Source organism: Agrococcus lahaulensis DSM 17612, from assembly GCF_000425105.1.
GTDB lineage: Bacteria > Actinomycetota > Actinomycetes > Actinomycetales > Microbacteriaceae > Agrococcus > Agrococcus lahaulensis.
Genome location: NZ_AULD01000005.1, coordinates 609,306 through 626,992 on the forward strand (window position 1 = coordinate 609,306; position 17,687 = coordinate 626,992).

Sequence of the window (17,687 nt, forward strand, 5' to 3'; positions counted from 1 at the left end):
GACAACGGAGTTTCCATGAAGTTCAGCAAGAGGACGGCGCTCTTCGCCGGAACCGCGGCGTTCGCGCTCGCGCTCGTCGGCTGCTCCAGCGGCGGCTCGGCGCCGGCCGCCTCGGAGGGCGGCACCGGTGCAGAGGGCAGCGGTGAGGGCCTGCAGATCGCGCTGGTGTCGAAGGGCTTCCAGCACCAGTTCTGGCAGGCGGTGCGGACGGGTGCGGAGGAGGCCGCCGCGGAGCACGGCGTCGAGGTGACCTTCGAGGGCCCCGCCGCCGAGACGGAGATCGACGCGCAGCTGCAGATGCTGCAGGCGGCGATCGACCGCGGACCCGACGCGATCGGCTACGCCGCGCTCGACCCGCAGGCGTGCATCCCGCTGTACGAGACGGCGGAGTCGGCGGGCATCCCGATCGTGGAGTTCGACGCGCCGTGCGACAGCGACTACAGCCAGAACCTCGCGGCGACCGACTCGATCGCGGCGGGCGCGCTCGCGGCCGAGCACATGGCCGAGCTCATCGGCGGCGAGGGCCAGATCGGCATCGTGGGTCACAGCCAGATCAACTCGACCGGTGTCGAGCGCCGCGACGGCTTCGTGCAGTACATCGAGGAGAACCACCCGGACATCGAGATCGTCGACATCCAGTACGGGGACGGCGACCACCTGCGCTCGGCCGACATCGCCAAGGCGATGATCGCCGCGCACCCCGACCTCGTGGGGCTCTACGGCACCAACGAGGGCTCGGCGATCGGCATCGTGAACGCAGTGAGCGAGCTCGGCCTCCCGAACGGCGAGATCACGGTCATCGGCTTCGACTCCGGCGCCGCGCAGATCGAGGCCATCCGCAGCGGCGCGATGGCGGGCGCGATCACGCAGGACCCGATCGGCATCGGCCGCACGGTGGTCGAGAACGCGATCGCCGCGATCAACGGCGAGGAGCTCGACGACTTCACCGACACCGGCTCGTACTGGTACGACGCCGAGAACATCGACGACCCGGACATCGCCGCGGTCCTCTACGAGTGATCCGCTGAGCCAGCGGCAGCGCCCCCGGTCCTCGCGGACCGGGGGCGCTCGCTATGCCGACAGGGCGAGCAGCGCGCGCGGGTGGTCGACGAGCATGCGCTCCACGACCTCGTCGCCCACCCGCTCGCGCAAGCGCGGCAGGTAGCGGTCGCCGAGGTAGGCGAGCCCCGGCATGCCGCCGTACGCGACGTAGCGGGAGGCGCGCGCGACGTCGCCGCCGAGCGCGATGCGGTCGTGGCCGCGATCGACGACCGCGGCCGTGAGCTCGAGCAGCTCGTGGTCGCTGTGCTCCCGCCACCGGGCCATGCCGTCGTAGCCGAGCGTCACGCCGCGCTCGATGAGCGAGGCGTGGAAGCCCGGGTCGAGCAGCCGGTCGGCGTGCGCGAGCAGCACCCGCTCGGCGCGGACGCCCGCGCGCTCGAGCTCGTCGAGCACCTCGTGCGCGGCGGTGCCGTGCTCGAGGTGTACGACGAGGGCCGCGCCGGTCGCGGCGTGCGCGATGGCGGCGGCCTCGAGCGTCGCGCGCTCGAAGGCCGAGATCGACCAGTAGCCGATGCCGGTCTTGACGACGCCCGCCCGCACCGGCGCGCCGTCGTGCCGCGCGGCGGGAGCGCCCGGCTCGTCGCGCACCGGCATCCCGTCGCGCAGGTCCGCGAGGAAGCGCTCCGCGCGCGCCCCGACGTCGAGATCCCGCAGCGGGTGCCCCTCGGGGTAGTGGGCCTCGCGGTGGATCCCCGTGCTCGCGACGACCGCGAGCCCCGTGGCGGCGCTGATGGCGGCGACGTCCTGGGGCCGCCTGCCGAGCCCGATGGGCGTCGCGTCGAGCATCGCCGCGAAGCCGCTGCCGCGCAGGGCTCGCGCCTCCGCCTCCGACCGCTCCCGGTCGTCGAGCTCGTCGCCGGGCAGGAGGGGCGAGACCTGGAAGAGGTGCTCGTGCGCGTCGACCGCCCCGAGCGATGCGGCGTCGACGTCGCCCAGCACCGTGCGGACGCACGCCATCAGCGGAACGGGGTCGCGGCGTCCGCGAGGCGCTCGACGAGCGTTGGCGCCAGCTCGAGCTCGAAGACCTCCGCGATCACCTGCGTCCAGCCGTGGATGAAGTAGCGCCAGCCGTCGACGACCACGAGGTCGCGCTCGGTCGCTTGCGCCTCGGCCTGACGGAGGAACTCGAGCGAGCCGCGATAGTTGAACTCCCACGCGATCGCGCGCTCCGGGAAGGGCGTGCCGTCAGGCAGCGGGGAGCCGGGACGATCCTTGCCGAGGCCGGAGGCGTTGACGACGAGACTGCCCGCGGGCGCGTCGGCGAGCGCCGCGCGCGTGGCCTCTGGGCCCGCCTCGACGAGGTGGAGCAGCTCCGGCGGCGTGCCGCGGCGGGCGTGGACGTCGGCGAGGTGCGCGAGCCGCACTCGGCTCGTGTCGGTGACGACGATGCGGCGGGGCGCGTCCTCCCGCTCGGCGAGGCGCCACGTCAGCGCGAGCCCGGCGCCACCGGCGCCGAGCACGACGGCGTCCCGCGCCCCGCCGAACGACTGCGGCCCGACGATCTCGTCGAGCGCGAGCCCTGCGGTGAGCGGATCCTTCGCATGGCCGAGCAGCCGATCGCCGCGCTTGGCGATGCTCGAGACCTCGCCGCAGGCCCGCGCGAATTCGTCGAGCTCGTCGAAGAGGTCGCTCGCCGCGTCGTAGAGCGCCATCTTGTGGGTCGTCACGAGCGCGCCGCGGTGGTCGGGGTCGTCGCGGATGGCCTCGACGAGCTCGCGGTACTGCGCGGGCGTCGCGTCGAGCGGCAGGTCGTGCCCCTCGAGGCGGCGCGTCGGGAGGGCGAGGATCTCGGCCCACACCGGGAAGATGCGCATGATCGACGACGCGCCGGTGGAGACGCCGACGAAGCCCATCCGGCCGCTCATGCGGCCCTCGCCGTCCGCAGCGCCTCGGCGTAGCGCACCGCGCGCGCCTCGATCGCGTCCCAGTCACCGGCCTCGAGCGCCGCGCGGGGCAGCAGGTCGCCGCCCGCGCCGACCGCGATGGCGCCGGCGCCGAGGAAGTCGGCGAGGTTCTCGGCCGTGACGCCGCCGGTCGGCATGAGCACGGCGTCGGGGAAGGGCTCGCGCAGCGCCTTGACGAGCGCCGGCCCGCCGAGCGAGGCGGGGAAGACCTTCACGACGTCGGCGCCGAGGGCCATCGCCTCCATGACCTCGCTCGGCGTCATCGCGCCGGTCATGGTCGTGAGCCCGGTCGCGAGCATCGCGCGCGCCAGCTCGGGGAGCGTGCCGGGCGAGACCAGGAAGGCGGCGCCCGCGGCGGCGGAGGCCTCCGCCTGGGCCGCGGTCGTCACGGTGCCCGCTCCGACGAGCGCGTCGGGGTGGCGGTGCCGCAGCTCCGCGATCGCCTCGAGCGCGCCGGGGGTCGAGAACGTCACCTCGATGCCCGTGACGCCGCCGCGCACGAGCGCGTCGCCGGCCGCGACGGCGGCCTCGGGGCTCGGCGCGCGGACGACGGCGAGCACGCCGGTCTCCCTCACGCGCTGCAGCGCGCCTGCTGCGAGTCGGTCGGTCACTGCGGCTCCTTCCCGTGGCCCTCGGCCGGGCTGTCGATGCGGTTGACGGCGTGGGGCGCCGAGCGCCCCTCGAGCACGGCGAGCGCGTTCGCGACGGCCATCGACCCCATCGCGTCGACCGCCTCGACCGTCTGCGCGCCGAGGTGCGGCGTCACGGTCACCCGGTCGGCGAGGTCGTCGGCGAGGAGCGGTGAGGCGCTGGCCGCCGTGTCGCCCGAGAGCGTATCGGCCGCGAACGCGGCGACCCGGCCGTCGCGGATCGCCGCCGCGAGCGCCGCCTCGTCGACGAGGTCGGCGCGGGCGGTGTTGACGAGCACGATCGGCCGCTCGAGGCGATCGAGCCATGCGGCGTCGACGAGCACCTGCCCGCCGGGCGCGTGCAGGGAGACGAGGTCGCAGCGCTCGGCCATGGCGCGGAACTCGACCGGCTCGGCCCCCGCCGACCGCACGTCCGGTGCGTCGAGCAAGGGATCGGCGGCGAGGATGCGGGGGCCGAAGCCCTGCAGGCGAGCGGCGACGCCGCGGCCGATGCGCCCGAACCCCACGATGCCGACGGCGAGAGCGCCGAGCTGGCGGCCGCGCAGCGCGCTCCAATCGCCGGCGCGCACGCGCCGGTCGCCGGCGGCGACCGAGCGCAGCGCGGCGAGCATGAGCGCGACGGCGTGGTCGGCGACGGCGTCGGCGTTCGCGCCGGGTGTGTTGGCGACCACGATGCCGCGCGCGGTCGCGGCCGCGACGTCGACCGCCTCGACGCCGACGCCGTAGCGGGCGATGACCCGCAGTCGCGGTGCCGCGTCGAGGTGGGCCGCGGTCACCGGCCCGGTGCCGGCGATCCAGGCGTCGGCCTCGCCGAGCGCGTCGCGGAGGCCCTCGACCGGGTGGTCGCTCGCGCCCCGCACGACGCGGTGACCGGCGGCCTCGAGCTCGGCGACGAGATCGCGGTCGCCGGCGCCGAACGAGCGGCTCGTGGCGAGGATCGAGGCCATCAGCTCGCGCCGCCCGCGAACCACGGCGCGAGCGCGGCGTAGGCCTCGTCGAACCGCGCGAGCCGCTCCCGGTACGTCTCGTGGCGGGCGGGATCCGGGGAGAACTCCGCCGTGACCTCCGAGAGGCAGCGAGCGGCGTCGAAGGAGTCGACGAGGCCGAGGCCGACGGCGCCCACCACGGCCGCCCCGAGGCTGTTCGCCTCCTCGACGACCGAACGGCGGCGCACGGGCACGCCCCACGCATCCGCCATGATCTGCAGCCACGCGTCGCTCGCCGCGCCCCCGCCGACCGCGTCGACGCGATCGATCGTCGCGCCCGACTCCCGGAATGCGTCGATGCAGAGCGCGAGGTTGAAGGCGACGCCCTCCAGCACGGCGCGCACGAGGTGCGGCCGGGCGTGGTGGCGACCGATGCCGACGAACGCGCCGCGGGCGGCGGGATCCCAGCGCGGCGCGCGTTCGCCGAGGAGGTAGGGCAGGAAGTAGAGGCCGCCGGTCTCGGCGTCGTCGGTGTCGGCCTCGGCGACGAGCGCTGCGAGCGACGCCCCGTCCGGGTCTGGCGCGAGCACCTCGTGGATCCAGCTCACGGATGCTCCCGCGGCCTGCATCGTGGCCGTCGGCACGTAGCGGCCAGGCACGACGTGGTCGAACGTGAACGTGCGCATGCTCGCGTCGAGCACCGGTGCCCGGCTCGCGAACGAGATCCACGACGACGTGCCGAGGCACGCGTATGCGCCGTCCTCGGGCGCGACGATGCCGGCGCCGACCGCGGCGATCGGCCCGTCGCCGCCGCCCATCACGACGCGGGTGCCCTCGAGCAGCCCCGTCGCGGCGGCGGCTTCGGCGGTGATCGTGCCGACGACCTCCGTCGACGACACGATCTCGGGGAAGATCGCCGGATCGAGCTGTGCCGCCTCGAGCACCGCTCGCGACCACGTGCCGGCGCGCTGGTCGAACGCGTTGGTGGCGGATGCGTCGCTCGGCTCGGTCGCGAGACGGCCGGTGAGGCGGTGCACGACGAAGTCCTTCGCGACGCAGAACCAGCGCGTCCGCGCGAAGACCTCAGGCTCGTGGTCGCGCACCCACATGACCTTGGCGATCGAGTACGTCGGGTTGAGGCGGTGGCCGAGGAGCTCGTAGGCCTCCCGCTCGCCGAGCCGTTCGACGAGCTGCTCCGCCTGCCGCTGCGCGCGCGTGTCGGCCCAGATGATCGCGTCGCGCACCGGCTCGAAGCTCGCGTCCAGCAGCACCGCGCCCATCATCTGCCCGCTGATCACGACGCCGCGCACGTCGGCGGGAGCGGTGGCCGTCTGCGCGAGCAGCGCGCGCGTCGCCTCCACCACTGCGCGATGCCAGTCGCGCGGGTCCTGCTCGGCGACGCCGCCGTCGGCGAAGCGGGCGGGGTACGAGACGGTGACGGCCGCGCGGAGGCGCCCGTCGTCATCGTGCAGCGAGGCCTTGTCGCCGGTCGTGCCGAGGTCGTGCGCGATGAGCATGTCAGGCGGTGTACGGGCGGCGCTCGACGCGGCCGTCGATGCGGTGGATGCGGTGCCCCATGCCGTGCTCGAGCACCCAGCCGTAGTCGTGGCCGGCACCGCCGGGGTAGACGGCGAGGAAGCTGTAGGGCTCGTCGCCCACGTTGACGGAGCGGTGCGCCCAGCCCGGCGGGATGTAGCCGATCGTGCCGGGCGTCATGTCGAGCCACTCGGTGCGCTCGCCGTCGAACATGAGCAGCCCGCCGGTGCCGTGGAGCGCGAGGTAGATCTCGCCCTGGTGATCGGGGTGCTGATGGCCCTTCGTCATCCAGCACTCGCCGCCCGTCGTGCCGGGCTCGATCGTCGTGATCGACTGCGGCAGCTCGCGCTCGACCTCGGGCACCGGGGACGACTGCACGCGGTAGACGACCGGGTCGCCGTCGGCGACGGCGGCGCGCCAGGCATCGGTGTCGGCGAAGAGCCCCTCGAGGTCGCTCATGCGCCGCTCGAGGGTCGGCCCCTCGGGGCTCAGGGTCGCGGCGCCGGCGTCGAAGCGGATCGCGAAGGGTGCGATGGGGGGCGTGGCGAAGTCGGGCACGGCATCTCCTCGGTCATGGCGCGCGTCGTCGCGCGCTCCGACCCTACCTGTAATTACAGGTTGACGCCACAGTCAGCGGGTGCGGAATGCGGGCCCGTGGGCGTCGTCGGCCGAGAGCCGGAACTCGAAGCGGGTCCGGTCGCCGCGATGCAGCGCCTCGAAGTGCTCGATCGGCTGGTCGGCATCGTCGAGCACGGTGCTGCGCAGCAGCAGCACGGGCTTGCCGGGCCCGATGCCGAGCAGCTGGCCCTCGCGCGCATCCGTCACGGTCGCCTCGACCGACCGGACGCCGCGAGCGGCGCGCACGCCGTGCGCCCGCAGGTGCGCGTAGAGCGAGCCCTCCTCGAGCTCCGCGTCGAACGCGAGCGCACCGATGCGCTCGGGCATCCACGTCGTCGAGAGCGACCAGCGCTCGTCGTCGACGAAGCGCAGCCGCTCGAGCACGACGATCGGCGTGCCCACGTCGCAGCCGAGCGCCGCCGCGACCCGATCGCCGGCCGGTTCGCGCTCGAGCCGCAGCACCTCGGAGCGCACGGTGCCACCGCGCGCGGCGACCTCCTCGTGGAGCCCCGCGAGCCCGCTCGCGAGCGTCTCCGCCGTCTTCTGCGGCGCGACGAACGTGCCCTTTCCCTTCACTCGCGTGATGATGCCGTCGTGCTCGAGCTGGCCGAGCGCCTGCCGGACGACGGTGCGGGAGACGCCGTACTGCTCGCACATGCGCAGCTCTCCGGGCAGCAGGTCGCCGGGGCTGAGGCCCTCGTCGGCGATCGTCGCGAGGATCTGGCGCCGCAGCTGGTCGTACATCGGGTCGGCGGAGAGCCGGTCGATGCGGATCGACGGCATCGACGCCGCGGCCCGGCCGCGTCGCGCCGGCTCGCCCATCAGTAGTCGACGCCGGCGATGAGCGCGACGTTGGCGTAGGGCGTGTACTCGCCGCTCCGCACGAAGGCTCGCGCGCCGCGCGAGCGGCGCTTGTACTCCTCGTGCGGGATGAGCTCGACCTCGATGCCGAGCGGCTCGAGCCGCTCGCGCACCGCTGCGAGCACGTGCGGGCTCGCCTCGGCGACCTCGGCGGGCATGACGGCGCCCTCGACGACGATCTCCGCGAGCACCGTGTCGAGCACGTCGAGGAACGGCGGCTCGCCCTTGCGGTAGGCGAGGTCGACCCGCTCCGACCCGGGCGGGATCGGCAGCCCGGCGTCGGTGACGAAGAGCTCGTCGTAATGGCCCGTCTCGGAGATGATCCGGCTCAGCTGCGGGTGGATGGTGGTGGCGCTGCGGCGCATCAAGCGTCCTCTCGGATCCGCGAGGCGAGCAGGGCGTCGACCTCGGCTGCCGTCGGCAGGCTCGGGGAGGCGCCCCGCTTCGTGACAGCGAGGGCGCCGGCGGCGCCCGCGCGCTCGATCGCCGCGTCGCGCGACAGGCCCGCGGCGAGACCCGCGGCGAGGAAGCCGGCGAACGCGTCGCCCGCCGCGGTCGTGTCGACGACCTCGACCGGGATGGCGGCGTGGTCGGTGATGCCTTCGGCGGTGACGAGCACGCTGCCCGCGCCGGCCATGGTGACGAGCGCGGCGCGCACGCCGCGCTCGACGAACCAACGGCCCGCGGCGACGGCGGCGTCGCGCGAGTCGACCTCGATGCCGGCCAGGAGGCTCGCCTCGGTCTCGTTGGGCGTCACGATGTCGACGAGCGGCCAGATCTCGTCGTCGAGCTCGTGGGCTGGCGCGGGGTCGAGGACCACCGCGATGCCTGCCTCGTGCGCGCGGCGGATGGCGTGCATCGTGAGGCGGAACGGGATCTCGAGCTGCGTGAGCATGACGCGGGATCGCGGGCCGAGGTCGTCGAAGGCGCGATCGATCTGCTCCTCGTCGAGGTGGGCGTTCGCGAGCGGCACCATGACGATGTCGTTCTCGCCGCTCGCGTCGACCCGGATGTGGGCGATGCCGGTCTGGCCCGGCACCGTGCGGACGTGGCCGACGTCGACGCCTGCGTCGCGGAGCCCGTGGTAGACGAGGTCGCGGAAGAGGTCGTCGCCGACGCAGCCGACCATGCGAGCCGGTGCGCCTGCTCGGCCCGCAGCGACCGCCTGGTTCGCTCCCTTGCCGCCGAGCACGAGCGTGAACGCATCGCCGAGGAACGTCTCGCCGCGCTTCGGCAGCCTGCTCGAGAAGGTCGTCACGTCGGCGGTGATCGATCCCACGATCAGCACGCCGGGCTCGTCCGCGACGCGTCCCAGCCGTTCGGCCACGGGTCCTCCGTTCCCGCGCGATCCTCGTTGACGTCCGCGCGCACCTGTCATTACATTAGCCGCGTCCCCAGCGATCCCGCGGGGCGCCCGCATGCCCTGAGGAGCCGCGCCGTGATCGCACCCCGCCTGTACGTGGACTCAGCCGACCTCGCAGCGGTCTCCGCGCTCCTCGCCGACTCGCTCGTCCACGGCGTGACGACGAACCCGACGATCCTCGAGCGCGCCGGTCGCACGGTCGCCGAGATCCCGGAGCTCTACGCCCGCTGGGTCGAGGAGGGCGCGCGCGAGGTGTTCTTCCAGGCGTGGGGCGCCGATGCGAGTGCACTCGAGGAGCGCGCTCGCGCCATCCTGGCGCTCGGCGACCGAGCGGTCGTGAAGGTGCCGGCGACTCGCGCCGGCTTCGGAGTCGCGGCTCGGCTCGCCCGCGAGGGCGCGCCGGTGCTGCTCACCGCCGTGTTCACACCCGCGCAGGCGCTCGCGGCCGCCTCGAGCGGCATCCGCTACCTCGCCGCCTACCTCGGGCGCATGCGCGACGCCGGCTTCGACGCGGTCTCGGACATCGCCCGCATGCAGGCGGCGTGCGGCGGCTCGGGCAGCGAGGTGCTCGCCGCGAGCCTCCGGAGCCCCGAGGACGTCGTCGAGCTCGCCGAGGCGCGCGTGCCGGCCTTCACGGCCGCGCCGGCCGTGCTCGAGGCGATGCTCGCGCACCCGGCGACCGTCGACGCGGCGGACGCGTTCGAGGCGTCGCCTTCGCTGCGAGCCTGACGCGCCGCTACTCCTTCCGCAGGCGCAGCTCCTGCATGCCGCCGTCGACCGCGAGCCCGACGCCGGTGGTCGAGCCGGCGCGCGGGCTGGCGAGGTATGCGACCGCGTGCGCGATCTCGTCGGGGGCGACGAGCCGCCCGTGCGGCTGCCGCGCCTCGAGCTGCGCCCGCTCGAGCGCCGGATCCGGTGCCGCGTCGAGCAACCGGCCCACCCACGGCGTGTCGGCGGTGCCGGGGCTGACCGCGTTGACGCGGATGCCCTCGCGCAGGTGGTCGGCGGCCATCGCGCGCGTGAGCGCCAGCACCGCGCCCTTCGACGCGGAGTAGAGCGCGCGCTGCGGCAGCCCGGCCGTCGCGGCGATCGAGGCGGTGTTGACGACCGCTGCGGCACTCGAACGCCGAAGCCAGGGCAGGGCGGCGCGGGTCACGCGCATGATGCCGACCACGTTGATGTCCCACACGCGGTGCCACTCGGCCTCGTCGTTGTCGTCGACCGCGCCAGCGGCGCCGATGCCGGCGTTGTTGACGAGCACGTCGATGCCCCCGAGCTCGCTCGCGACCCGCTCGATCGCCGCGCGCACCGAGGCGTCGTCGCTCACGTCGCACTCGACGCCGAGGTGGGCATCACCGGGGCGGAGATCGAGCACCGCGACGCGCGCGCCGCGCGAGGCGAGCTCCGTCGCCACCGCTGCGCCGATCCCGCTGCCGCCGCCGGTCACGACCGCGACCAGTCCCTCGAACTCGTTCATGCCGCTCCCTCGGCGACGATCCGGTGGCGCTGCGCGCCGATGCCATCGATCTCGATCTCCACGACGTCGCCGTCCGCGAGGTACGGGAACCGGCCCGAGAGCGCGACGCCCTCCGGGGTGCCCGTGAGCACGAGGTCGCCCGGGTCGAGCCGCATGTAGCGGCTGAGGTCCTGCACGATCGTCGCCACGTCGAAGATGAGGTCGGCCGTCGACGAGTCCTGACGAGGCTCGCCGTTCACGCGGCTCCGCAGCCGGAGCGCGCCGAGGTCGACCTCATCCGCCGTCACCAGCACGGGGCCGAGCGGTGTCGACCCGGGCGCGCACTTGCCCTTCGACCACTGCCCGCCCGACACCTCGAGCTGCCACGCGCGCTCCGAGAGGTCGTCGGCGACCGTGACGCCCGCGACGCACTCGAGCGCCTCCTCGCGAGAGCCCAGGTTCCACGACGAGCGGCCGATCACGATCGCGAGCTCGACCTCCCAGTCGAGCTTCGCGGCGTGGGCCGGCAGCGGGACGTCGTCGTCGGGGCCCGCGACCGTGTTGGGGTGCTTGAGGAAGACGACAGGCTGCTCGGGCGGCGCGCTGCCCGACTCGGCGGCGTGGGCAGCGTAGTTCATGCCGATGCAGACGACCGCTCCCGGCCGCGCGATCGGGGCGCCGACGCGCAGGCCGCTGCGGTCGAGCTCGGGCAGCGCGGGCAGGGCCTCGCGCACTGCGTCGAGCCCGCGCTCGAGGAAGGCCGCGTCGATGTCGCGCGTCACGCTTCGCAAGTCGAGCGCGCGGTCGCCGTCGATCACCACGGGGATCTCCTCGCCCACCGGTCCGAGCCGCGCCAATCGCATCCGTCGTCTCCTTCGCCTCATCGCCATCGGATGTCGAACATCCGAACTCTGAGCCCGACTATACGGCCACGGGGGATGCCCGAGCGCGGCTTGCCGTCGAAACATCCGATCTATAGTGTGCGAGTGTCCAGCACGGAGGAGCACCTATGAGCACGATCGTCAGCGTCGACGTCGCCGATGTCCGGTTCCCGACCTCGCAGAGCCTCGACGGCTCGGATGCGATGAACCCAGACCCCGACTACTCCGCGGCGTACCTCGTGGTGCGCACCGACGCGCTCGACGGGCTCGAGGGGCATGGCTTCGTCTTCACGATCGGGCGAGGCAACGACGTGCAGCTCGCCGCGATCGACGCGGTCGCCGAGCACGTGCGCGGACGCGAGCTCGAGCCGCTGCTCGACGACATGGGCGCCACCTCGGCGTGGCTCATCGGCGACTCGCAGCTGCGCTGGCTCGGTCCCGAGAAGGGCGTCATGCACATGGCGATCGGGGCGGTCCTCAACGCGCTGTGGGATCTCAAGGCCAAGCGCGCCGGGCTCCCGCTGTGGCAGCTGCTCGCGCGCATGTCGCCCGAGGAGCTCGTCGACCTCGTCGACTTCCGCTACCTGAGCGACGCGCTGACGCGCGACGAGGCGCTCGACATCCTGCGCGCCGCCGAGCCGGGCCGCGCCGAGCGCGAGGCCCAGCTGCTCGCGACCGGGTATCCCGCCTACACGACGACGCCGGGCTGGCTCGGCTACTCGGACGAGAAGCTCGCCCGGCTGTGCCGCGAGGCGATCGCCGACGGCTTCACCCAGATCAAGCTCAAGGTCGGCGCCGACCTCAAGGACGACATCCGCCGGTTCCGCATCGCGCGCGAGGTGTGCGGCCCCGACTTCCCGATCGCGATCGACGCGAACCAGCGCTGGGACGTGCAGTCGGCGATCGAGTGGGTGCAGGCGCTCGCGCCGTTCCGGCCCCACTGGGTCGAGGAGCCGACGAGCCCCGACGACGTGCTCGGCCACGCGGCGATCGCACGCGGCATCGCGCCCGTCCCGGTCGCGACCGGCGAGCACGTCCAGAACCGCATCGTCTTCAAGCAGCTGATGCAGGCCGACGCGCTGCGCTACGTGCAGATCGACGCCACGCGCGTCGGCGGCGTCAACGAGAACGTCGCGATCCTGCTGCTCGCGGCGAAGTTCGGTCTGCCGGTGTGCCCGCACGCGGGCGGCGTCGGGCTGTGCGAAGCCGTGCAGCATCTCTCCATGTTCGACTTCGTCGCTGTCTCGGGCACGCGCGAAGGCAGGGTCATCGAGTTCGTCGACCACCTGCATGAGCACTTCGTCACCCCGACGGTCATCGAGAGCGGCTCCTACCTCGCACCCACCGCGGCCGGCGCCGGCACCGAGATGCTGCCGGAGTCGGTGCGCCACTACTCCTGGACCGGAGCGCACCGCGCGGTGCATGCGGCAGGCTAGCGAGATGTCGATCCTCGCCGATCACCCCCTCGCCTTCGGTGCGGCGACCGTCGGCAACCTCTACCGGGAGCTCAGCGACGAGCAGGCCCTCGCGACTCTCGAGGCGGTGTGGGACGCCGGCATCCGCCACTTCGACACTGCTCCGCACTACGGCATCGGTCTCTCCGAGCGGCGACTCGGCTCCTTCCTGCGCTCGAAGCCGCGCGACGAGTTCGTGCTCTCGACGAAGGTCGGTCGCGTGCTGGAGCCGCTCGACGAGGTCGACGGAGACGACATGGCGCACGACTTCGCCGTGCCGCGCACGCATGAGCGCCGCTATGACGCGACGGTCGCGGGCGTGCGCCGCAGCCTCGACGAGTCGCTCGAGCGCCTCGGCCTCGATCGGGTGGACATCGTCTACCTGCACGACCCCGACGCCTTCCCCGAAGGCGAGCGTGCGGCGCTCGAGGCGGGCCTGCCCGCCGTCGCGGCGCTCCGCGACGAGGGGCTCGCGACCGCGGTCGGGATCGGCTCCAAGTCGCTCTCCGCGCTCGAGGCGTCGGCCGAGAGCGGGCTCGTCGATGTGCTCATGGTGTCGAGCCGCATCACGCTGCTCGACACCTCGGCGGCCGAGCGCGTGCTGCCCGCGTGCGAGCGGCACGGCGTCGAGGCCATCGCGGTGTCGATCTTCAACTCGGGCATGCTCGCGAAGCCGCGGCCCGCATCCGACGCCCGCTACGACTACGGCAGCGCCGATGCGGCGCTCGTCGAGCGAGCGCACCGCATCGCCGACGCGTGCGAGGCGCACGGCGTCGACCTGCCGACGGCGGCGATCGCCTTCCCGCTCCGGCTGCCCGCCGTCGCGGCGCGCGCGGTGAGCGCGAGCTCCGCCGCGCAGGTCGAGCAGACGGCGGCGCGCGCGTCGACCCCGGTGCCGGATGCGCTGTGGCGCGACCTCGAGGACGCCGGGCTCATCGACCTCCGGTCGGGCGCGGAGCGGCCGTGAGGATCGACGCTCACCTGCACGTGTGGCAGGACCCTGCCGCGCTCGACTGGCTCACCGCTGAGCTCGCGCCGATCCACCGCGGCTTCGCGCCCACCGAGGCGCGCGAAGCGATCGCGGCAGCCGGCTTCGACCGCGCGGTGCTCGTGCAGGCCGCCGACAGCGACGCCGACTCCGAGCAGCTGCTCGCGCTCGCCGAGGTCCACGAGTGGATCGCTGGTGTCGTCGGATGGGTGCCGCTCGATGAGCCGTCGCGGGCGCAGCGAAGGCTCGACGAGCTCGTCGGCCGCCCGCTCGTCGGCGTGCGCGCCCTCATCCACGACCAGCCCGACGATCGACTGCTCGACCGCCCCGTCGTGCGAGAGACGCTGCGGCTGCTCGCCGAGCGCTCACTGCCGCTCGACGTGCCGGACGCCTGGCCCGCGCACCTGCCGGCCGCGACGCGCGCCGCGGCCGAGCTCGAGGGCCTCGTCGTCGTGCTCGACCACCTCGGCAAGCCGCCCGCGAACCTCGATGAGCTGCCGCGCTGGCGCGAGGCGCTCGCCGCGCTCGCGGCCGAGTCGACGACCTTCGCGAAGGTCTCGGGGCTCCACCACGGCGGTCGCGCGCTGCCGGACGAGGTCTTCGACGCGGTCTGGGACGCGGCGCTCGACGCCTTCGGTCCCGAGCGGCTCATGCTCGGCAGCGATTGGCCCATGCCGCTCCTCGGCGACGGCCTCGAGCCGCTCGCGGCGCAGCTGGAGCGGGCGATCGCCTCGCTCTCGCGCGCCGAGCGCCATGATCTCGAAGCGGGCACCGCGGCCCGTGCCTACCGACTGGAGGTCTGACGTGCTCACCGGCATCGACCCGCTGCTCACCGGGGACCTGCTCCGCCTGCTCGATCACATGGGGCACGGCGACGCTGTGCTGGTCGCCGATGCGCACTATCCGGCGCACTCGGTCGGCGCGCCGGTGATCGACGTCCACGCCGCCGCGCCGGCGGTCTTGCGCGCCATCCGCTCGGTCGTGCCGTTCGACGCCTACGAGGGCCCGTCGATCTCGCTCATGGCGCCCGAGCCCGGTGAGGGCGAGGAGGTCGGGGCCGAGCTGCGCGCTGCCGCGCGCGCTCCCGAGGGGCGGATCGACGCGATCGACCGATTCGCGTTCTACGAGCGTGCTGCCGGCGCCTTCGTCGTCGTGCGCACCGCCGAGACCCGCAAGTACGGCAACGCGCTGCTGCGGAAGGGCGTCGTCGGCTTCGGCGACTGAGGCTCAGCCCTCCGCGAGCGCCTCGGCCTCGCGCTCCGCCGCGCGCTGCAGCCAGTGGTCGACGCCGGCGATGTGCACGACCATCGCCGCGCGCGCGAGCTCCGCATCGCCCTCTGCGAGGGCATCGAGGATGCGCTCGTGCTCGTGCAGCGTGCGCGGCACCGCACCGTCCTGCGTGAGCGCGCGCCACACCCGCGCGCGGGCGGTCTGGCTCGAGATCGTCTCGAGCAGGCTCACGAGGTAGTCGTTGCCCGTGGCGCTCGCGATCATGCGGTGGAACTCGACGTCGTGCGAGACGAGCTCGTCGCTCGGCGTCTCGGGACCGACCTTCGTGAGGTGCTGCCGCATGGCGTCGATGTGCTCAGGCGTCGCTCGTCGGGCGGCGAGCCCGGCGGACGCCGGCTCGACGATGCGACGCACCTCGAAGACCTCGAGCACGGCGTGCGACTCGTGGAAGTCGAGCACGAACGACATCGCCTCGAGCAGCAGGCTCGGTTGCAGGCTCGTGACGTAGGTGCCGTCTCCGCGGCGAACATCGAGGATGCGCATGGCCTCCAGCGCCTTGACCGCCTCGCGCATCGACGAGCGCGAGAGCCCCAGCCGCTCCGACAGCTCCTGCTCCGGTGGCAGTCGATCGCCAGGGCGGAGCTCGCCCTGCTGGATCATCTGCTTGATCTTGCCGATCGCGTCGTCCGTCACTGCCACGACGACAGCCTACGAAAGATCCGACGTCTGCGCGCCGCCTCAGGCCAGCGCGTCCGGCACCGGCTCGGCGCCGAGCACGTGCTGATCGCAGAAGCCGAGCACCGCCTCGTTCCACGTGCGCGCGTTCGAGGGCCGTAGCACCCAGTGGTTCTCGTCGGTGAACTGCAGGAAGCGGTGCGGCATCGACTCGGGGGAGCCCGGCCAGCCCGAGACGAGGTCCCACCACAGCCGCAGCGCCTCGCTCACCGGCACGCGGTAGTCGCGGTTGCCGTGCGTGACGAGCATCGGGGTCGTGATGGCGGATGCGTGGTGGTGCGGTGAGTACGCGCGGTACCAGTCGGGCAGCTCGTCGGCGTGGCCGTGCACGCGCACCTTCTGCGCCGCGGCATCCGTCGTCGCGTGCTGCTGGTCGAGCGCCCAGAGCCCCGCGTGCGTGACGATCGCCTTGAACCGCTCGGTGTGCCCGGCGATCCAGTTGGTCATATAGCCGCCGAACGAGCCGCCGAGCACCGCGGTGCGCTCGCCGTCGAACTCCGGCCGCTCGAGCACGGCGTCGAGCAGCGCCTCGCACTCGCGCCAGACGACGTCGGCGAGGCGCGGCCAGCCGCGGTTGAGCCCCGTGTGCCCGTAGCCGGTCGACATCGCCGGGTCGGGCAGCAGCACGGCGTAGCCGCGCGCGACGGCGAGCCACGGGTTCCAGCGCCAGCTCCACGCATTGTAGGAGCCGTGCGGGCCGCCGTGGATCCAGAGCATGACGGGCGCGGGCTCGGCGGCGCTCGCGGCGTGCGGCGTGCAGAGCCAGCCGCCGACCGTCACGCCGTCGACGTCGGCCTCGACCCACTCGAGCGCTCCGGGCAGCTCGCCGATGCCGCCCGGCGCCGGGATGCTCGCCGAGCTGCCGTCCTCGAGCGAGATCCGCACGGGCGCCGCCGGCGTCGCCATGTCGGTGCGGAGCGCGAAGACCGCGCCAGCCTCGGCCGCTGGCGCGAGCGCCGCGTGCGGCGCGTCATCGACGAGCGTGCGCACGGCGCCCGTCGTGCCGTCGACCACGAGCACGGCACCGCGCGAGTGCAGGTCGCCGACGACGATCAGCCTCGACGCATCCGCCCATGCGTAGTCGGTGATCGTGACGTCGCCGACCTCGACGGTCACGGGGTCGCCGCCGTCGAGCCGGTGCAGCTCGAGGAAGTCGTAGGTCGTGTCGGTCGGCGTCGAGGTCGTCAGGCGCGTGACGGCGACGCGCGTGCCGTCGGGCGAGACGGCCGGGCTGCTCCACTGCTCGCCGGCCGTCGCCGGCAGCAGTTCGCGCCGCTCGAGCGACGCGGTGTCGATGAGCGCGATCGACGAGCGGGTCTCACCGCCCGCGACGCGCTCGGTCCAGGTGGTGACGATCGCCGACCCGTCGGGCACGAGGTCGGCGGATGCGTTCACGAGCGCGACCGTGTCGGCGTCGGGCGTGAGGTCGCGCAGCTCGCCGCTCGGGGAGACGAGCACGAGCCGGGGGCTCACGTCGCCGACCTCGTGGTCCCAGTAGCGGATGGGCATGCCGGTGTGCCAGATGCCGGTGCGCTTCGCGTCCTTCCGCGATTTGCGGCGCTCGGCGTCGTCGTCGAGCGAGCCGCCCGCGAGCACCTCGGTCGATGCGAGGAGCGTGCCGTCGTCGGCGACCGCGACCAGGCTCAGCCCGCCGGGCGCCGAGGCGACGACGCTCGCCTCGCCGCGCTCGGGCAGCCTCCAGATCGCCGGCACGTCCTCGTCGGCGACGCCGGTCGGGTCGGGCCGCGCCGAGGAGAAGAGGAGCGAGCCGTCGGGGGCGAAGCGCGGCGCGCTCTCGCCCTTGTCGGACCACGTGAGCCGGCGAGCCTCGCGCTCACCGGCCGGGTCGAGCTCCCAGAGCGACGAGACCATTCGCGAGCCGTGCTCGTCCGCCTGCTGGATCGCGGCGACGAGGCGCTCGCCGCCGGGCGAGGCCGCGAGGCCCGCGAGGCGCGGCAGGTGCAGCAGGCCGTCGATGTCGGTGAAGTCGTCGAAGCGTACGGAGTCCATCCTTCGACGCTAC

The 17,687-nt window shown here is 73.8% G+C and carries 19 protein-coding genes; 6 read left to right on the forward strand and 13 right to left on the reverse strand.

All coding sequences use genetic code 11. The features are described from left to right. Positions 1–15: 15 nt before the first annotated feature. Positions 16–1,020, forward strand: coding sequence for an ABC transporter substrate-binding protein (locus tag H508_RS0103530; protein WP_026373044.1), 1,005 nt, complete (start codon positions 16–18; stop codon positions 1,018–1,020). Positions 1,021–1,071: 51 nt separating this feature from the next. Here H508_RS0103530 and H508_RS0103535 read toward each other — a convergent pair whose 3' ends face one another. From H508_RS0103535 to H508_RS0103575, 9 genes are all read right to left on the reverse strand, one after another. Continuing rightward, positions 1,072–2,019, reverse strand: coding sequence for a phosphotriesterase family protein (locus H508_RS0103535; protein WP_026373045.1), 948 nt, complete (start codon positions 2,017–2,019; stop codon positions 1,072–1,074). Then, positions 2,019–2,927, reverse strand: a complete 909-nt coding sequence (locus tag H508_RS14310; protein WP_035253727.1) for a shikimate dehydrogenase — start codon at positions 2,925–2,927, stop codon at positions 2,019–2,021. Before H508_RS14310 ends, H508_RS0103535 begins: the two co-directional genes overlap by 1 nt. After that, the gene (locus H508_RS0103545) at positions 2,924–3,577 is read right to left on the reverse strand and encodes a bifunctional 4-hydroxy-2-oxoglutarate aldolase/2-dehydro-3-deoxy-phosphogluconate aldolase (protein ID WP_051222602.1); all 654 of its coding nucleotides are present in this window, start codon (positions 3,575–3,577) and stop codon (positions 2,924–2,926) included. The genes H508_RS14310 and H508_RS0103545 overlap by 4 nt, the downstream gene beginning before the upstream one ends. Beyond that, the gene (locus tag H508_RS14315) at positions 3,574–4,563 is read right to left on the reverse strand and encodes an NAD(P)-dependent oxidoreductase (RefSeq protein WP_051222738.1); all 990 of its coding nucleotides are present in this window, start codon (positions 4,561–4,563) and stop codon (positions 3,574–3,576) included. The genes H508_RS0103545 and H508_RS14315 overlap by 4 nt, the downstream gene beginning before the upstream one ends. Then, positions 4,563–6,059, reverse strand: a complete 1,497-nt coding sequence (gene xylB / locus H508_RS0103555) for a xylulokinase (protein WP_026373047.1) — start codon at positions 6,057–6,059, stop codon at positions 4,563–4,565. Before xylB ends, H508_RS14315 begins: the two co-directional genes overlap by 1 nt. A gap of 1 nt (position 6,060) precedes the next feature. Continuing rightward, a complete protein-coding gene (locus tag H508_RS0103560) occupies positions 6,061–6,636 on the reverse strand; it encodes a glucose-6-phosphate isomerase family protein (RefSeq protein ID WP_026373048.1) in 576 nt (191 codons plus the stop codon). A gap of 72 nt (positions 6,637–6,708) precedes the next feature. Continuing rightward, on the reverse strand, positions 6,709–7,518 hold the full coding sequence (locus H508_RS14320) for a GntR family transcriptional regulator (RefSeq protein WP_211220832.1): 810 nt from the start codon (positions 7,516–7,518) through the stop codon (positions 6,709–6,711). Next, positions 7,518–7,922: a D-ribose pyranase gene (rbsD, locus tag H508_RS0103570; RefSeq protein WP_026373049.1), complete on the reverse strand. Its 405-nt coding sequence runs from the start codon at positions 7,920–7,922 to the stop codon at positions 7,518–7,520. Before rbsD ends, H508_RS14320 begins: the two co-directional genes overlap by 1 nt. Next, positions 7,922–8,845 carry a ribokinase gene (locus H508_RS0103575; protein ID WP_245569435.1) on the reverse strand — a complete coding sequence of 308 codons (924 nt, stop codon included), beginning with the start codon at positions 8,843–8,845 and terminating at the stop codon, positions 7,922–7,924. Before H508_RS0103575 ends, rbsD begins: the two co-directional genes overlap by 1 nt. A gap of 150 nt (positions 8,846–8,995) precedes the next feature. Here H508_RS0103575 and H508_RS14325 point away from each other — a divergent pair, with 150 nt between their 5' ends. Then, positions 8,996–9,649, forward strand: a complete 654-nt coding sequence (locus H508_RS14325; RefSeq protein WP_035253729.1) for a transaldolase family protein — start codon at positions 8,996–8,998, stop codon at positions 9,647–9,649. 7 nt (positions 9,650–9,656) lie between these two features. On the opposite strand, the gene H508_RS0103585 is transcribed toward H508_RS14325, so the two are convergent. Continuing rightward, positions 9,657–10,397: an SDR family NAD(P)-dependent oxidoreductase gene (locus tag H508_RS0103585; RefSeq protein WP_026373051.1), complete on the reverse strand. Its 741-nt coding sequence runs from the start codon at positions 10,395–10,397 to the stop codon at positions 9,657–9,659. After that, a complete protein-coding gene (locus tag H508_RS0103590) occupies positions 10,394–11,239 on the reverse strand; it encodes a fumarylacetoacetate hydrolase family protein (protein ID WP_026373052.1) in 846 nt (281 codons plus the stop codon). The genes H508_RS0103585 and H508_RS0103590 overlap by 4 nt, the downstream gene beginning before the upstream one ends. A gap of 146 nt (positions 11,240–11,385) precedes the next feature. Here H508_RS0103590 and H508_RS0103595 point away from each other — a divergent pair, with 146 nt between their 5' ends. From H508_RS0103595 to H508_RS0103610, 4 genes are read left to right on the forward strand one after another with little or no spacing between them, the layout of a single operon-like run. Then, on the forward strand, positions 11,386–12,693 hold the full coding sequence (locus H508_RS0103595; protein ID WP_026373053.1) for an L-fuconate dehydratase: 1,308 nt from the start codon (positions 11,386–11,388) through the stop codon (positions 12,691–12,693). A 4-nt stretch (positions 12,694–12,697) separates the two neighbouring features. Beyond that, positions 12,698–13,678 (forward strand): aldo/keto reductase, encoded by a 981-nt coding sequence (locus H508_RS0103600; protein WP_026373054.1) that lies wholly within the window; start codon positions 12,698–12,700, stop codon positions 13,676–13,678. After that, entirely contained in the window at positions 13,675–14,502 is an 828-nt protein-coding gene (locus H508_RS14330) for an amidohydrolase family protein (RefSeq protein ID WP_035253731.1), read from the forward strand. Before H508_RS0103600 ends, H508_RS14330 begins: the two co-directional genes overlap by 4 nt. Before the next feature lies 1 nt (position 14,503). Further along, positions 14,504–14,923, forward strand: coding sequence for an RbsD/FucU family protein (locus tag H508_RS0103610; protein WP_026373055.1), 420 nt, complete (start codon positions 14,504–14,506; stop codon positions 14,921–14,923). Positions 14,924–14,926: 3 nt separating this feature from the next. On the opposite strand, the gene H508_RS0103615 is transcribed toward H508_RS0103610, so the two are convergent. Together H508_RS0103615 and H508_RS0103620 are read right to left on the reverse strand one after the other, a co-directional pair. Next, the gene (locus H508_RS0103615) at positions 14,927–15,628 is read right to left on the reverse strand and encodes a FadR/GntR family transcriptional regulator (RefSeq protein ID WP_026373056.1); all 702 of its coding nucleotides are present in this window, start codon (positions 15,626–15,628) and stop codon (positions 14,927–14,929) included. Between the two features lie 39 nt (positions 15,629–15,667). Next, positions 15,668–17,674: a S9 family peptidase gene (locus H508_RS0103620; protein WP_026373057.1), complete on the reverse strand. Its 2,007-nt coding sequence runs from the start codon at positions 17,672–17,674 to the stop codon at positions 15,668–15,670. Positions 17,675–17,687 lie beyond the last annotated feature (13 nt).

Bases quoted from the DNA above. Each gene is read 5' to 3' on its own strand.
- H508_RS0103620 (WP_026373057.1), bottom strand. From the start codon at position 17,674: ATGGACTCCGTACGCTTCGACGACTTCACCGACATCGACGGCCTGCTG.
- xylB (WP_026373047.1), bottom strand. From the start codon at position 6,059: ATGCTCATCGCGCACGACCTCGGCACGACCGGCGACAAGGCCTCGCTG.
- H508_RS0103530 (WP_026373044.1), top strand. From the start codon at position 16: ATGAAGTTCAGCAAGAGGACGGCGCTCTTCGCCGGAACCGCGGCGTTC.
- H508_RS0103585 (WP_026373051.1), bottom strand. From the start codon at position 10,397: ATGAACGAGTTCGAGGGACTGGTCGCGGTCGTGACCGGCGGCGGCAGC.
- H508_RS0103590 (WP_026373052.1), bottom strand. From the start codon at position 11,239: ATGCGATTGGCGCGGCTCGGACCGGTGGGCGAGGAGATCCCCGTGGTG.
- H508_RS0103595 (WP_026373053.1), top strand. From the start codon at position 11,386: ATGAGCACGATCGTCAGCGTCGACGTCGCCGATGTCCGGTTCCCGACC.
- H508_RS14315 (WP_051222738.1), bottom strand. From the start codon at position 4,563: ATGGCCTCGATCCTCGCCACGAGCCGCTCGTTCGGCGCCGGCGACCGC.
- H508_RS0103535 (WP_026373045.1), bottom strand. From the start codon at position 2,019: ATGGCGTGCGTCCGCACGGTGCTGGGCGACGTCGACGCCGCATCGCTC.
- rbsD (WP_026373049.1), bottom strand. From the start codon at position 7,922: ATGCGCCGCAGCGCCACCACCATCCACCCGCAGCTGAGCCGGATCATC.
- H508_RS14310 (WP_035253727.1), bottom strand. From the start codon at position 2,927: ATGAGCGGCCGGATGGGCTTCGTCGGCGTCTCCACCGGCGCGTCGTCG.
- H508_RS14320 (WP_211220832.1), bottom strand. From the start codon at position 7,518: ATGGGCGAGCCGGCGCGACGCGGCCGGGCCGCGGCGTCGATGCCGTCG.
- H508_RS0103600 (WP_026373054.1), top strand. From the start codon at position 12,698: ATGTCGATCCTCGCCGATCACCCCCTCGCCTTCGGTGCGGCGACCGTC.